We start from the raw sequence: 16323 nt of genomic DNA on the forward strand, positions 1-16323 counted from the left end.
TTTCTTATCTAAAACCAATAAAACGGCAATTCATGCTATCTAGACCTTTAACTTCAAAAATTCTTCTCTCATTACTAGCATCAGTCACCACTGTAGCAAGTGCTAGTGAGCCTTTGAGCCCAATAAAACCGGCAGAAGCCACATCACAAAAAGAAAAAATTTGTGCCATTTATCCGCACCTAAAAGACTCTTATTGGTTATCGGTTAACTACGGAATGGTCTCAGAAGCAGAAAAGCAACAAGTCGAACTTAGAGTTTTGGAAGCTGGCGGTTACCCCAACGTCGCTAAACAAGCCTCACAACTGGTGCTTTGCACGCAATGGGGGGCTGATGCCATTATTTTAGGCACCGTTTCGCCTGACGCTTACCATGAGAACCTGACCAACTGGGTCCGAGCAACCCCTGTGTTTGCCACAGTCAATGAGTTAACCGTCAATAAAGAGCAACAAAGAGTATTAAAAGGCACGGTCGGTGTCGACTGGTATCAAATGGGCTTCCAAGTCGGAGAGTTTTTGTCGAAAAGACATCCAAAAGGGTCAGGAGAAACACCTATCGCCCTATTACTTGGCCCACAAGCAAGCGGTGGCACTAAACCTGTGGCGCTCGGGTTTTATGATGCAATCAAATCGAGCGATATCAAAATCGCGATCAGCTATTGGGCAGACAACGATAAAGAACTGCAAAGAAACTTGGTACAACAAGTCATCGAACAACCGGATATTCAATATATTGTCGGAAGTGCAGTCGCGATTGAAGCTGCGATAAGTGAACTAAGAGCTGCGGGTAAAACCAAAGATATTGGGTTAATTTCAAGTTACTTAAGTCACGGAATCTACCGCGGTTTGCTTCGTAACAAGGTGCTTTTTGCACCAACAGATAAAATGGTTGAACAAGGTCGCTTGTCGGTAAAGCAAGCCACCAATTACTTGCGTGGTCAACCTTATGAAAAACATAGTGCACCCATGATTGAGGCACTGACACCAGCAACACTCAAAGATCAAATTATCGCCGACTCATTGTCACCTTCTGAGTTTCGCCCGGTATTCAGTGTGAATCCTTAGTGCTATATTGACTAAAGAACTCAAAACAATAAAAACGAATCAATCATTTAGGGAACATCCATGCAAAAAACGACGCGTACTATGCCAACGCATAAGAATATCGCTTTGGTCGCTCATGACCATTTCAAACCTGAGCTATTAAGATGGGTCAAAGAGAACAAAGAAAAACTACAAAAGCACTTCCTTTATGCAACGGGCACGACAGGTTCTCTACTTAGTAAAGAAACAGGCTTAGCGATTAAGAGCATGATCAGCGGCCCGATGGGCGGAGACCAACAACTTGGTGCGCTTATCTCTGAAGGCAAGATCGATATGATGATTTTCTTCTGGGATCCATTAAATGCCGTACCACACGACCCGGACGTAAAAGCACTACTTCGCATAGCAAGTGTTTGGAACATCCCTGTAGCAACCAACCGCGCTACCGCTAACTTCCTGTTTAACTCTTCACTGCTTGAAGAAGAAGTGATCATTGAGATCCCAGACTACGAAGCATACTTGGCAGAGCGCACATAATCATACGTTAAATTAGCCCTTTACTAGGGCGTGTTGATCTTTCGAGCTGATTTTTGCAGCGAATTGCTGGGGATTTCTACAAGGCAGAGGCTTTGATGTGTAGCTAGCCTACATGAGAAGCCGATAACGTAGTAGAAATGGCCAGCAAACGCTGCCCGAAGGGTTCGAGCTGGGCGCCCCCGCAAAAAGCGTTTTACTCTTTGTTGAGGGAGATTTGCTTAGAGTGACTAGGCTACTTCCCCCTCGCCGCGATTAAAACGCTTTTATCTCGAACAAAATTTAACCACGAAAGGTCAACACGCCCTAAACACACTAAAGAGCCTGCATTATGAAAGCCCCCAATAGTTGGACACCAATTATTGGGGGCTTTCTGTTTTTGTAATCTGCTCTTTTGAGCCACAAAAAAGCCTTGCTAGTTTCGCAAGGCTTCTCTTATTTCTCATTACTCTAAAATCTAACCGCTATTTTTCTTCGAAGCGCTTCGCTAAGTGATAGAACTCATTCACTTGCTCTTTTAGCTCTGTGGAGTGGTCTTTCACGGAATGTGTTGCAACCAAGTTTTGCTCTGCGGTAGATGCGATAGACTGCATATGCAGGTTTACTTCGCTCGATAGTTCACGTTGTTTATGAGCAGAGCTTTCAACAGATTGCATCAATTCATTCATCGATTGCATTAGATTTTCAACTTCAGATAGACGCTCTGCGCTCACCTTCGCAACATCACCGCACGCGTCGGTTTGGTCTCTGTTCGCCAGAATATCTTTCTGCCAGCTTTCAATCGTCGCCAGCATGGTATCGATGCTCTCTTTAATCTGAACTGTGGCCTTTGACGTTCGCCCAGATAACGCACGTACTTCATCGGCAACAACGGCAAAACCTCGTCCTTGCTCGCCAGCTCTAGCCGCTTCAATCGCGGCGTTAAGTGCCAACAAGTTGGTTTGCTCAGCGATACCACCAATCTCTTCCATTATCTTGCTCACGCTTTGCGCTTGGTCGCTCAATTGGTAAGTCGTGTGCGTCGCTTTCTCCGCTTGAGATGCCAAGTTTTCAAGGTTACGGTGGGTTTGATCAATGCTCTCTTTAGCACCAGCACAAGTTTGCAAGGTCACATCAACAATTTGGTGAGCTTCTTCTGTACGAGTAGAGACTTCATTGGCGGTCACCTCAACCTCTTCAGTTGCTTCACGTACCTGAAGAATATCTTTTGTCTGCTGATCGAGCGCTTCAGTGACTTGGTATGACGTCGCATTAAGGTTATCGGCTAAATCTTGCAATGGTTTCGCTGAGTCTGTCATACGGCCTAACACAGTGCGAATTCGGGCAGACATCAGCTTGAGATGAAAATCGGCAACAGAGAACTGACTGTTACCTGAGTAGACAAGGCGACTGACACTATCGAATTTAGATTGCAGTTTTTTCAACTGTAATGGAGTATCAATGAGCTCTTGTCGGAAAAGCAGTGCTAGAGCAGAGACAGGAAGAATACTCAATATCCACTGCGATGCTTGCCCTACTTCTACAAGATTTGAAATCAGAGGCGCAGCCAAAGAGCCAAGTAACACTGCGTAACGAACACTGTCACTGATCTGTAGTGACCATTGGCGACCTGACGTCTCAGCTTTCAACAAGCTTTGATAGGCCTTATCCGCAACTTGCACCCACTCGCTTTTCGGCTTAACACGAACAGACTGATAGCCACTCACCTTCCCGCCATCATAAATAGGGGTAACGTAAGCATCAACCCAGTAGTACCCACCGGATTTAGTTTTGTTTTTTACGATCCCGCGCCACGCCTTGCCTTGTTTTAGATTCACCCACATATCGGCAAAAGCCGCTTTTGGCATATCACCATGCCTAACAACATTATGGTGTTGCCCTAGTAATTCATCTTGGCTGTATTCCGCAATACGGCAAAAAGCGTCATTACTATAAGTAATCACACCTTTAAGGTCGGTAGTCGAGACAAGTTGTTCGTTTTCGCTTAGAAGCGTTTCACGTGATTGAGAAGCTGAACTGACAGTCATTTGGTATTAACTTCGGTTAATTATTATTGTAGCGGAGGAATATATACAATTATTAAAGTTATGACAAAATATGAAAGTAACATTTTGTACAGATGACTAGGGCGTGTTGATCTTTCGTGAGTGTTTTTTGAACAGCATGGTAAAGAGTTATAATTTGCTTCGCCAAAAGTAAAACCATAACCAATACCATGCCAAGAACAATGCTAACTGATATTCGCTGGGAACTGCTACTCCAAGTTATGAAAAGTACAGGTCGTATTTACGATAAAACTGAACATCGAATGACATTTGAAGGAATACTTTATCGAATGAGAACAGGTATTCCTTGGCGAGATCTACCCTCTGAGTTCGGAGAGTGGAGTACCGTTTACAGACGATTTAATCTTTGGTCAAAGAAAGGGATTTTAGATAAACTTTTCAAAAGCTTATCTAGCATGGCTGATTTTGAATGGGTCTTTCTTGATGGCTCTATAGTTCGAGCGCATCAGCATAGTACAGGTGCAGCTACTGAAAGCTCAGAGCAAATAGGAAAAAGTCGCGGGGGCAACTCAACCAAAATTCACTTAGCCGTAGATAGTGGTGGTCTGCCGATTTGCTTTGATTTATCAGAAGGACAACGCCACGATATAGTGCATGCCGAAAGCTTAGTTGAACAACTCGATGAAGTTAATACTATCGTTTGTGATAAAGGATATGACAGCGAACCTTTCCGTACTTTTGTTAAGGAACGTGGCGGAGAAACGGTAATTGCTAAACGCAATTACGGACAAGATATAGACAAAGACAGTATGGATTGGTGTCTATACAAGTATCGTCACTTGGTCGAAAATGCCTTTGGGAGAATTAAGCATTATCGAGCTATTTCAAGTAGATATGACAAGCTAGAAAGGAATTATGCCAGCATGTTATCGCTGGCATTCATGTTAATGTGGCTACCGATGTATTGTTGAACACAAAATGTACAGCAAAGATCAACACGCCCTAGTATTTATACAAAAATAACCTATGCACCTCACATAACTCTAAACGCTAAGCCTCTTCCCTATCTATTATGCCTTCAATCTAATTATTCACACCTCTATCTGGCTATAGGTCATGACTCATCTAAGCTAACTGCAGTGGTAAATTTCACGGTTCTCATAGAGACAGAGGTATGGAACTTGCGAATATTCAGATCTTTGCGCAATACTCGCTCAACAAAGTCTTCGTAAGCTTGTATATCTTTCACCGTAACAATCAACATAAAATCAAAGCTGCCTGATATCTGATAGCACTGAGTAACCTCTGACGCCTTAGAAATAGAATGGCGAAAAATTTGATAGATATCCCCTCGATCGCGCTCCATTTCAACAGACACAACTAAGGTCATCTTGCTGCCAGTAAGCTCAGGATTAATGATCGAAACATCACCGACGATCACGCCCTCTTGCCTCAATCGTTTCACTCGCTTTAAGCAAGCAGGAGGGGATAGCCCTACGATCTCGGCTAACGACTGATTAGGGATCCGGTTATTCTTCTGAAGCTCTACCAATATGCTTCTATCTATACGGTCTATTTCCATAATTTCTTAAACCATGATTTTTTGACTGATAATTTCTTACTTTACGACAACTTAAAAATCACGGGTAATTTTATAGGTTATTTTTGAAATAATAATCACAACAATCGCGGTAAGATCTTTTTATACAACACAACGAGTTATGGTCGTAACGATGAAATCAACCTATCAATTTGTCAAAGAGCTCCTCAAAGAAATCTTCGATGTCACTTCGACGCTTTTCCGTATCATGATTCCAATCATCATATTGATAAAAGTCGTCGAAGAGCTTGGCGGCATAATGATTCTTAGCGAATGGCTAAGCCCTATAATGGAAAGCGTCGGATTACCCAAAGAAATGGGTCTAGTATGGGCAACTACCATACTCACCAACATCTATGCCGGGCTAATTATCCTTATTAATTCCGATGTTCCCTTAACGGTTGCTCAAGCCTCAATTTTAGGCAGCATGATGCTCCTTGCTCACTCATTGCCAATTGAAGGCGCTATTGCCAAAAAAGCAGGTGTTAGCTGGCTGGCTACCCTATCGGTGAGAGTGGGTGGAAGCTTAGTGCTGGCATGGCTACTCAACCTCAGTTATCAATACGGAGACTGGCTCAACTACCCAGCAACCGTGCTTTGGCAACCGGAAGTATCTGGAGACACGAGTTATCTTGGTTGGGCGCTTGAACAGTTCAAGAACTTTGCGGTTATCTTCATGGTAATCTCAGCACTATTACTGTTACTCAAGATCTTAAAGGTTCTAGGTATTGAGAAACTCATGGCAGTATTACTGAGACCATTCTTAAGAGTACTGGGAATCAGCAAAGACGCAACAAACCTAACAATAATAGGAATCACGCTTGGCCTTTCGTTTGGTGGCGGCTTATTAATCAATGAAGCCAAGAAAGGGCATATCTCAGCAAGAGACGTATTCACCGCAATCATGCTGCTCAACTTGCTCCACAGTTTAATTGAAGATACGTTGTTGATCCTACTCATCGGGGCTGATTTCTACACGATATTTTGGGGAAGGCTTGTATTCTCGGTGTTGGTTGTCGCTGTGATATCAAACGTCATTAAGCGCATGAATCCAAGCACTTGCGAACGGTATTTTTATCGCGATGTCTCTCAGTCATAGTTGGACTAACTCAGCCTGAAATAGCTTTACTATTTTTGTTAAAGCTAGTTCAGGTTTGTTATTAGAAGAGCCTAAATAAAGGATTTTTTCCAATGGGTGCTACTGTCAATCCAATTAGCATGAAAGACCAGATCATTAAAAATACTCAAGGCTCTTCAAGACACACAAGTTACTGACCGTCTCTAATTATTGCTGCAAGTTACGCACTCTTTGAACCATTGAATTAACCTAGAAGCCTCAAAGCGATGGGTAATATTGATTTCTTCCCCGCGCTTTAGCTTGATAAAGATGTTTGTCTGCGCACGCATACAGTTCTTCAATATCGGTTATATCATTATTCAATACCGAGATACCTATACTGACTGTCACATCAATTAATCTTTGATTGTAAACCACTTCACTTTCTTCTACTATTTTGATAATTCGCCCCGCTATACTTTTAGCATCCTGAAACGAGGTGTCATCGAGTAATATCGCAAACTCTTCGCCTCCAATCCTTGCGAATAGGTCACTTTTACGCATTAAGCACTCAATATCTTTCGCTAAGCAAGTCAGTACATAATCGCCCGCTTGATGGCCATAGTTATCATTAATTTTTTTAAAGTTGTCCACATCAATCATTAGCATTGAAATTGATTTTTGTTCTCTGTCAGTCGTTAATAATGATTGGGACATTTCAAAAAAATAACGACGATTGTATATATTGGTCAGATTATCGACTGTAGAGAGTTGTTTAAATTTTTCGGCGCTTCTTTCAATCTCTTCATGTGCCAAAATACTAGACATTCTATTATTCAACATCGACTTAGATAATAATATAGTTGCAGGAATATATATTATTGTAAAAATAACCAAACTGATATGTTGGTGTTCACCATAATAAAGCATGATGATAATTTGGGGTATCAACATTGAGAAAAAGAAAACAATATACGCACGATATAATGATGACATTGACAGAGCAGCGGCGGTTATAATACCAATAATTAGAACGAAGCTAACAAATTCAAACGGCTGTGGTGCGTACTTCATAATTAATAATGATGATATTGTCCAAGTAATAGCTTGAAATACATTAAGAATTACAAAAATTCTTTCGTTACGATTTAGGCCTTTCTGATTGAAACAATTTAAGTGAATCATAAATTGTTTTGCATTATAAAGTCTTGACCATGCCAATAAAACCTGACCCAAAAACCAAATGCATAAAATATCCATTGGAATAAACTTGAAAAACATTGCTCCATAAGCAATCGATACAATAAGCATCGCTATCATTGCTCTGGGTGTCTGATCAACAACATTTTTAATCAATCTAGGATGAACATTAGCCATTCCTACTCCAATCAATATACAACAACTTTAACTATAGTGAAAATCTATTAACAAATATAAACATACTAGATCATTCAGTTATACTAATAAAATAACGAAGCTTCTATTATACTTTCTATCGTTTTATCTTCAACTATCTTGACCGGTTACGTAAAAAACTATTGATTAAGTGTTAGTTAATAGTGCAACCTATTAAAATCGAATGAAATAGAATAAAAATAACTATCTACTATTTTCAAATCTCGTTACTTTTGCACTAAAAGCAAAGATCACCATTACTGCGACCACGAATGGTAATACGTAGAGATTAAGGTTCTGCCAACCTACTGTTGACTCCAACCAACCAGACAGTAGCGCCGTGACAGTTACACAACCAAACACAACAAATTCATTGAACGCTTGTGCCTTGGCTTTATTTTGAGCTTGATACGACTGGCTGAATAAGCCTGTTGCAGCGATGAACATAAAGTTCCAACCCACACCAAGCACAACCAAAGCCGCTCTAAAGTGCCAAATTGATACGCCATGGATATTGATGGCAATACTCACCACAAATAACACACCACCTGCAAGGATCATCATTCTTGAACCGAACTTCTCGATGAGGGAACCCGTAAAGAATGCAGGCACAAACATACCCAATACGTGCCACTCAATCACACCAGCAGCTTTAGTAAAATCGAATCCGCAACCAATCATCGCCAATGGCGTTGCCGTCATCAAAATGTTCATTACTGCGTAAGCAACCATGGCTGCAAACACAGCGCCAATAAAGTTCGGCGCTTTCACGATCACACTTAAAGGGTCGGCTTTGGGAGCCTGGCTATTAAAAGAGACCTTAGGAAACTGAATGATTTGTAATAAGGCTAAAGCTAAGGTGTTTAGCCCGATCAACGAAGCAAAAGCACCGATGTACAAGCCATCTGCTGACCATTGTTGAGACATAATCGCTAAGTTCGGCCCGAGTACCGCCGCCAATACTCCACCAGCCATTGATATTGAAATCGCACGGTGGCGCGCGTTTTCGTCACACACTTCAATTGCCGCGAAGCGATAAAGCGTGCCAAAACCTATGCCTATCCCAAGTAAGAACGTGGCGAAACAAAACAGATAGAAATTTTGCTGAGACAGTGCGTAAGTGGCAAGGCTCGCCCCTATAATGCCAACCACATTACCAATGCTAAATCCTCGCTTTCTCCCTAACTTGCCTGAAATTAAAGACGCAGGAATAGTGGCTGCCATTAAACCCAAAAATTGCAGCGCAACCGGCAAGGTAATCATGCTGACACTGGGCGCAATCTGCTTGCCTATCAAGCCAATCACTGAGATCAGTAATATGTTGCCCGTCATCAACAAGGCCTGACACAGTGAGAGCAGCCAAACATTTCTATTCATCTTCGTTCCTAAATATGAGCACAGTTGGTCAATAGACCAAATAATCAACAAAGTCGCAACACTTTGTTACTCATAGTAACTCTACAAAGCGGCCAATAGGCCAATATCAATAGTTACCACCATATGACTTTGATTAGCGTTACTTAAGACGCTAGAGTTGAAATTATCATTACTTAAGATAATAATAATTTTCTGTTATTTATAGGCTTTAGCATTTAAAGGTGAGTATGATTAATCCACTTTGGCTCAATACATTTAAGACTCTGGTTGAAGTTGGTCATTTCACCCAAACTGCAGAAAAGCTGTATATGACACAGCCTGGCGTTAGCCAACACATCAAAAAGCTTGAGCAAGCTTGTAACTGTGACTTGTTATCGAGAGAAAATAAGAGTTTCGAACTGACCGAACAAGGTCGGATTATGTATCGCTACGCTCTTAAACTGGAAAAAGACCAAGAAGATCTATTCGAATCTCTGAGTTTCGACAACCCTTATTCTGGGCAATGTCATCTATCCTGTTCGGGTTCACTCTCTTTGCGTCTGTATCCCAAGCTTCTTGAACTGCAGCAGCAACATCAAGACCTGAGCATCAACCTAGAAGCGGCACCGAACAAAAAGATATTGAACGACCTAATCCAAGGCACCACCGATATTGGAATCGTCAGACATTCACCCAATGACAGCTATTATCAGAGCCAAGTTATTGGTAATGAGGCGCTGTGCTTAATCGTCCATCATAGTCTTGCTGACTTAGAGATTACCCCTGAAGCTCTGCACAATATCGGCCTCATAGCCCATCCAGACTCTGCTCATTACCTGTCTTTGTATTTTGACCTATGCGGAGATAAAGATTTAGCGAACATCAACATCAATGAGATCCCGAAGTCTGGCTACATCAATCAACTCCACCAAATTCTATTACCCGTCTCAAAAGGGCTTGGGTTCACCGTGTTACCCGCAGGGGCTGTCGAAAACTTTCCAGACAAAGAGAAGTTGCACGTTGTGCCACCTAAAGTGAAGGTTGAAGAAACACTGTATTTGGTTCAGAAAAGAAATCGAAAACTGCCGCACAGATACAACACCCTTATCGATCTAATCAAACAACACGTCCGTAATTAATCCGAGACACAGAAAGAAGTAAAGCCTTTAGCTAGTTCGTTATTTCGCAACAAGAGCTAAAGGCTTTAATGTTGGAGTGATGTTCAAAAGACAGCTACTCAGAAGCGCTCAGAACCTCTTGGGCTCGTTCAAAGTCGTAATTATCTAACGCACTTTGGACATCTTTAAGAACTGCTGAATGTGGATACTGTGCCAGTAATTCAGTCACGTATTGGGTCGCATCGTTATCATAAGCATCCAACAGCGAATACAACTTAGCACGCTGCTCTTGAGTGATATTAGGCGAATTCGATGCATCAGCGCTTCTCACCTCAGTTTCTTGAGTACATGCCGTTTCAGCACCTTGAGCACCAGAGCCATCAAAGCTGCTCTCTACCGTTTTGATCAATTCGATTAACCCAAGCTCAGCTTGTTTAAGATCCTGCTCATCACACGCCTTGTTATGCGCTTTGCTTTCAAGACCACCGAGTTGTTCAGCCAATTGCAACCCGCCAATAGAAGCCGCCATGCTTTTTAACGTATGTAAATTCCGCTCTAACGTCACCCATTCATCTTGCATTAGGTTGTCGAAGGTTTCCGACATAATGTCAGGCGCCCCTTGGCAGAATCTACCAAGCATCTTCTCTTGCAGTTTCACATCATGATGAGTCAGCTGATCGAACCTTGGCAATTAGAAAACAGGGAGAACCATCAGAGTATCAGAGCTTAATGTCGAACTGTTAGAGCTGCTATTTTGCATCCTAACTAAAGGCGACTCTGATGACGCTTTACCCTCAACCAAAACCTCCGGCACGATGTATTTCGTAATCAAAGAGGTGGCTTTATCGATGATAATGGGCTTATCCAAGAAGTCCGTGACTCCAGCCTCTCGCGCTCGCTGTTTCGCATCAGCAAACACATTGGCGGACATCGCGATAATTGGTACATCTTTATCAAACTCACGAATCAAGCGGGTTGCTTCAAAGCCGTCCATAATTGGCATTTGAAGATCCATGAAGATTATTTCGTAGTCGTTGTTTTTAGCTAGCTCCAGCGCTTCCTTTCCGTTTTCAGCAAGATCGGCATTTAATTTAGAGCGACTGAAAAATGCTAAAGCTAGATCTTGGTTCAACTCATTGTCTTCAACCAATAACACTCTTTGGCCTTTGAACTCTATCTGATAATCCAACTGCAACTCTTGGGCTTTGAAATCGGCTAACGCATCCGAGCTTGATCGTGGCAATGTCAGTATAAAGGAGAACTCACTGCCTTGCCCGTAAACACTCTCTACCGTGATTTGACTGCCCATCGCATGCACTAATTTCTGGCTAATGTTGAGTCCTAACCCTGTGCCACCGAATCGGCGCGTGGTTGTACTATCGGCTTGGCTAAATGCTTCAAAGAGCTTGTGTAGATTCTCATCAGAAATTCCTATGCCAGTATCGGCCACCATCACCTTCATAGTCAGACTGTTATCATCTGATTCAACAAGGGCTACAGTTAGCGAGACACTACCAGTTTCCGTAAACTTAATCGCATTACCAACAAGGTTAAGTATTACTTGGAACAGCCTTAATGGGTCGCCAATCAACGGAGTATCTAGCTCTGGATCTATCGACATAGACAACTTAAGTTGCTTCTCATCCGCTTTCGATTCCATCAACTCAATGACATCTTGGAATGTCGTCACGGGATCAAATGGGATGCTATCAATGACAAGCTGTCCCGCCTCTATCTTAGAGAAGTCGAGGATGTCATTAATGATGCTTAACAGTGAATGCCCCGAACGGTGCACTTTTTCAATATAGTTTCGAGCAACAGGATTAGATATTTCGCCAATGGCCAGATAAGACAAACCAATTATTGCGTTCATTGGCGTTCTAATTTCGTGACTCATATTGGCTAAGAATTCCGATTTAGCTTGGCTAGCCAGATCGGCTCTCTGTTTCTCTTCTTCAAGTTGTTCGTTTAGGCGTTTCATTTCTGAAATATCGAACGCCCAAAATAGTGTGGCTACTTCTCCATCAAGCTCAAGCAAGTAGTAACTAACAAGAGCCACAAAACTACTTCCATCAAACTTCCTAAGCACTAATTCTCGGTTTACTACTTTACCTTTGAGGTTGAGCTCTTTGTATAGCGAATCACGATCAGACAAAGAGTTATAAATAGTTTCAACATTTATAGAGTGCAACTCTGTCCGTTCTACTCCAAACAGACGCTTCGCAGTATCATTCGCATAACGAACCTGTTCCTCGACAACCACACTCGCTGCTATTGGTGAAGTGTTCAAAATGTTATAAAGCTGATGTTGTGCTTTGCGAAGCGCTTCTGTCGCGTCATTGGCAATCGCTATTTGCTTTGTGAGTTTTCTATTCCAAAATACGATGATTAAGACGATCACCAACGAAAAAAGTGAAATGGTATAAACCAACTCATAATCAACTTTCTCGATCGATTTGGGCGCAGCCCATTTAGCGGATATTTTTTGGTGATCTTCAGCGGAAATGCTCTCAATCGCCTTATTCACAATGGAATAAAGCAAAGGTTCAGACTTAATGACGTGTAAGGTTGGAGAAAGGAAAAAATCAAGTCGTCCGATAATTCCGACCTCACGATGACCAAATGAATCAATGAGGTAGTTTAGGACTTCGACAGTATCGATCATGCCATCTAGGGTTTCATCATCCAGTCGGTTAAGCCCATCTTCAGTGGATTCTACTTTCACCCATTCAATATTCGGGTATTTCCCGACAATCGCATCGGTATTTGCTGCGTTCTTCAAGATACCGATTTTCCATCCTTCAGCTTCCTCAAGCACCAAGCTACTTATGTCTCGTCTCGATGCAATAGCTAAACGGCTTGAAAACAGGCTCTTGACTGCTTTGACGTTGTCTCCTAACGAACGGTTCTCTTGTGCTGCGGAGACCAGTTCTACTTCATGATGATCAACCAAGCTTCGGGTCTCAGACCAACTTGCAACGTCTACATGGTTGATACTTAACCCTGTTTTCTGCTCAATGAGCGTTAGGTAATCGTCAATCATACCGATGTATTCACCGGTATTGGATACCGCCTCATAAGGCAACGAATTTGGATCGATACCTATCCGAACATCCGGATTGTCTTTGATCCACTTCCTCTCTTTTTGGCTTAGATTTAAGATCTCTCCAGTCAAATTACTCGCTTGATAAACATCCGCAATATAGCGTTTCGCCGCATCTCCGAATGAACTAAATTGTTCGACTGATGGAAAATAAACATGGTTCCGCTCTAACGACTGAACATCAAAGTAGAAAGTCATCGAACCAGAATTGGTGCTCCCTCCTTTGGTTCGATAATTTGCCACCTTGGTGACTGATGAAAAGTGAGAGGTGTTTTTCTTCTCTCCATATTCATCAACTAGGTTACCGATGTACCAAGATTTGATTGGACGATTACTATTATCCGCCTGTGCAGTGATCACCTGAAATGAACTGTCCGTATCGAAAATGTCAAAAACTTCGGTTAACTCTTCAAAGCGGTCATTGACGATAAAATACGCGGATATTTGCGCTATGATATTCGCCTTTTTAAGCACTTGGCTTAGATCATTCTGAACCTGCATCTCGATAATTTGGCTTAAACCGTCATCGGCCTGTTTAAGGTTGTTAATCGCGGCATTGAAGCTGTCTCTGATTTCCTCACTCTTAAAATCAACATAGATCGGATACTCAACTTTATACTCGTCATGTAACGTTAGCTCTGCCATTTCAATAAAACGAGTATTGGTGATAAACCACTCCAGAACCATTCGTTCAACCATTAACAGGTCAACATTTTGAGCCCTCAATTGTGAGAATGCCGATTCAAGACCTTCGTAATCTTCGACACGACCAATGTCTAACTTACCCTTCAGTACTTCAACAGAATTTTTAATTGGAGAGGTCTCGTCGAACAATAACGCCCCTAGTGATAGGTCGTTCTGAGATTCAAGTTTGAGCTTGCGGCGAGTCAGTGAAACAGGAACAAACTCAACATTAAGAACTTTATCACTTAGGAAATGAGCATTAGGATCATCAAACTGAACGCCAGAAACAAAGGCAATAGAATTATTGTTGTCGATGGCCTTTCTAGCGGCACTAGGAGGGAGAGTGACAACGTCACCCAACTTATACCCCATATCATTAAGAGCACGTTGAATAATGTCGTGTTCTAGCCCGACCGCGGTGCTGTCTGGATACATATACGGAGGGTTACCAAAGCCAAATACGCCTTTTAGTGGCACTCGATAAGGAGAGGTATCTAGCCACTTTGATAAAATCTGGTTCTTATTTGCAACGTCAAAAGTTTCAATTTGTTTGTTGATTAGCGTCAGTAGCTCTGGTTCGTCATTTCGAATCACCATCGACGCTTCTAACTTTTTCCAATGCTCCAAAACATAGTTGACCGCTAGATCATGAACGCCAATCTTTTTCGCAAGATCCATAGTGGTGATAGGTTCACCGACCATGCCTTCGACATCACCAGACCCTAACGCACGCACCGCATCAATAACATTCTCAAAATCGACTCTTTCGATAGAGCTCAACCTCACTCCTGCACGCTCCAAGTCTATGTTTTCATTTACCATCGCAATGCGGCGTTTATTATTTTGATCTAGATTTCCATCGAGTTTTTTGTCGATAGGGACTATCACAGCCACCTGATAAGGAATATAGGGATCACTTGCAAGAAAACGTCCACCTTCACTTGGGTCGAACTGTTGGAATGGGAACACGTCGCCTCGCCCATCGACTAACGCCGCTTTGGCCTCGACGCGCGAGTTAACTGTGATAAACCGAACATGGACACCAAAACGCTGTTCAAGATCCAATGTCCAATCTTTGATGATCCCAGAAACCAGCCCGTCGTCATCGATGAATGAGTACGGGTAATGGTCGGAAAGCGCAATAAATGTGATGGTCGGTTGGTTTTCCAACCACTGGTTTAACTTAGCATCGGTCACTTCAGCCGCGTTTACACTGCGAATGACTAGTGACCACACCAGTAAGCCAATGATAAGAGATAATACAAAACGATTTAGTGACAACATCAAGCCATCACTCATCGCTAAACTTCTCTTTAATCGCAAGAATCTCGGGCAACTTAAGAAAGAACAGATCAACGATAGTTGGATCAAAATGTTTGCCTTTTTGTTCTTCAAACAAGCTCAGTGCCTCATCAACACTCCACGCTTTTTTGTACGGTCTCTCTGCTGTGAGAGCATCAAACACATCAGCAACCGCGGCAATACGCCCTACCAAAGGAATATCTTCACCCGCGATCTGGTTTGGGTAACCGCTGCCATCCCATTTCTCGTGATGATATTGCGCCACCTGAATCGCCATACGCATCAGTTTGGAATCACTCTGCCTGCCGAGGATTTCAACACCATATTCGACATGCTTTTGCATAATTGTCCACTCGTCGGCGTCTAATTTACCCGGCTTGAGTAACACGCTATCGGGAATACCAATCTTGCCAATATCATGCATTGGAGCCGCGTCACGCAGAGTTTCAGCGTCTTCGTCTGTCATGCCTAATGCCTTGGCTAAAATTTCGCAATAATGGCTCATACGCATCACGTGCATACCCGTTTCATTATCTTTGAATTCAGCCGCCCTACCCAATATGTTCAGCGTCTCTAGCTTACCGAGATTGATCTCTTGAGTTTTCTCTTTTACCTGACTAAACAACGCGCGTTGTTGATCATAAAGCGCGATATGCGTTTTCACACGCTGGAGTGCGATTGCAGGGGTTATCGGCTTGGTTAGGTAATCGACAGCCCCCAAGGAGAGCCCTTTTACTTCGGCTTCAGGTCCAATTTTGGCAGTAACGAAGATAATGGGGATATGCGCGGTGTTGGGCTGTTCTTTGAGCTGTCTGCAAACTTCATAACCGTCAATATCAGGCATCATGATATCGAGGAGAATGAGGTCTGGCTGAGGCACCATCTTGGCTATCTTGATGCCAATGGTACCGTTAATTGCTACTTTGACTTGATAGGTATCTTTAAGTATTGCAGTCAACACATCCAAATTGCTTGGGGTGTCATCTACGACTAACACTATGGGTTTACGACTCATTGATACCTCGTATAAAAATCAAACAGTTATAAATATAGTGTAGAACGATTTTTAGAGGTTAATCAGAAAAAATAGCAATTGTTTATTGAAAATGAAGAGTAGATCTTCGAGTG

The 16323-nt window shown here is 42.4% G+C and carries 11 protein-coding genes and 1 pseudogene; 5 read left to right on the forward strand and 7 right to left on the reverse strand.

Annotated features, from left to right (window positions below):
* Positions 1-4: 4 nt before the first annotated feature.
* On the reverse strand, positions 5-169 hold the full coding sequence (locus OCV30_RS21860) for a hypothetical protein (protein ID WP_231847902.1): 165 nt from the start codon (positions 167-169) through the stop codon (positions 5-7).
* Between OCV30_RS21860 and torT the strand changes: the two genes are divergently transcribed.
* Complete coding sequence (torT, locus tag OCV30_RS21865; RefSeq protein WP_244499062.1) at positions 114-1061, forward strand: TMAO reductase system periplasmic protein TorT; 948 nt, start codon at positions 114-116, stop codon at positions 1059-1061. The genes OCV30_RS21860 and torT overlap by 56 nt on opposite strands.
* 60 nt (positions 1062-1121) lie before the next feature.
* Complete coding sequence (locus tag OCV30_RS21870; protein WP_009844869.1) at positions 1122-1577, forward strand: methylglyoxal synthase; 456 nt, start codon at positions 1122-1124, stop codon at positions 1575-1577.
* Positions 1578-2038: 461 nt separating this feature from the next.
* On the opposite strand, the gene OCV30_RS21875 is transcribed toward OCV30_RS21870, so the two are convergent.
* Positions 2039-3601: a methyl-accepting chemotaxis protein gene (locus OCV30_RS21875; RefSeq protein WP_065680105.1), complete on the reverse strand. Its 1563-nt coding sequence runs from the start codon at positions 3599-3601 to the stop codon at positions 2039-2041.
* A 188-nt stretch (positions 3602-3789) separates the two neighbouring features.
* On the opposite strand from OCV30_RS21875, the gene OCV30_RS21880 reads away from it, so the two are divergent.
* Positions 3790-4551: an IS5 family transposase gene (locus OCV30_RS21880; protein ID WP_102552608.1), complete on the forward strand. Its 762-nt coding sequence runs from the start codon at positions 3790-3792 to the stop codon at positions 4549-4551.
* 143 nt (positions 4552-4694) lie between these two features.
* Here the strand turns inward: OCV30_RS21880 and OCV30_RS21885 are convergent, their stop codons facing one another.
* Positions 4695-5162: an Lrp/AsnC family transcriptional regulator gene (locus OCV30_RS21885; protein WP_065678797.1), complete on the reverse strand. Its 468-nt coding sequence runs from the start codon at positions 5160-5162 to the stop codon at positions 4695-4697.
* A gap of 151 nt (positions 5163-5313) precedes the next feature.
* On the opposite strand from OCV30_RS21885, the gene OCV30_RS21890 reads away from it, so the two are divergent.
* Positions 5314-6279: a hypothetical protein gene (locus tag OCV30_RS21890; protein WP_065678902.1), complete on the forward strand. Its 966-nt coding sequence runs from the start codon at positions 5314-5316 to the stop codon at positions 6277-6279.
* A gap of 237 nt (positions 6280-6516) precedes the next feature.
* On the opposite strand, the gene OCV30_RS21895 is transcribed toward OCV30_RS21890, so the two are convergent.
* Both OCV30_RS21895 and OCV30_RS21900 read right to left on the reverse strand, forming a co-directional pair.
* Positions 6517-7614, reverse strand: a complete 1098-nt coding sequence (locus tag OCV30_RS21895; protein ID WP_065678798.1) for a GGDEF domain-containing protein — start codon at positions 7612-7614, stop codon at positions 6517-6519.
* Positions 7615-7836: 222 nt separating this feature from the next.
* Entirely contained in the window at positions 7837-9009 is a 1173-nt protein-coding gene (locus OCV30_RS21900; RefSeq protein WP_065678799.1) for an MFS transporter, read from the reverse strand.
* 227 nt (positions 9010-9236) lie between these two features.
* On the opposite strand from OCV30_RS21900, the gene OCV30_RS21905 reads away from it, so the two are divergent.
* Positions 9237-10127, forward strand: coding sequence for a LysR family transcriptional regulator (locus OCV30_RS21905; protein WP_065678800.1), 891 nt, complete (start codon positions 9237-9239; stop codon positions 10125-10127).
* Positions 10128-10221: 94 nt separating this feature from the next.
* Here OCV30_RS21905 and OCV30_RS21910 read toward each other — a convergent pair.
* Positions 10222-15192: pseudogene (locus OCV30_RS21910) on the reverse strand (ATP-binding protein).
* Positions 15185-16210: a response regulator gene (locus OCV30_RS21915; protein WP_065678801.1), complete on the reverse strand. Its 1026-nt coding sequence runs from the start codon at positions 16208-16210 to the stop codon at positions 15185-15187. Before OCV30_RS21915 ends, OCV30_RS21910 begins: the two are co-directional and overlap by 8 nt.
* Positions 16211-16323: the final 113 nt, after the last annotated feature.

This window comes from Vibrio atlanticus (genome assembly GCF_024347315.1).
Taxonomy (GTDB): domain Bacteria; phylum Pseudomonadota; class Gammaproteobacteria; order Enterobacterales; family Vibrionaceae; genus Vibrio; species Vibrio atlanticus.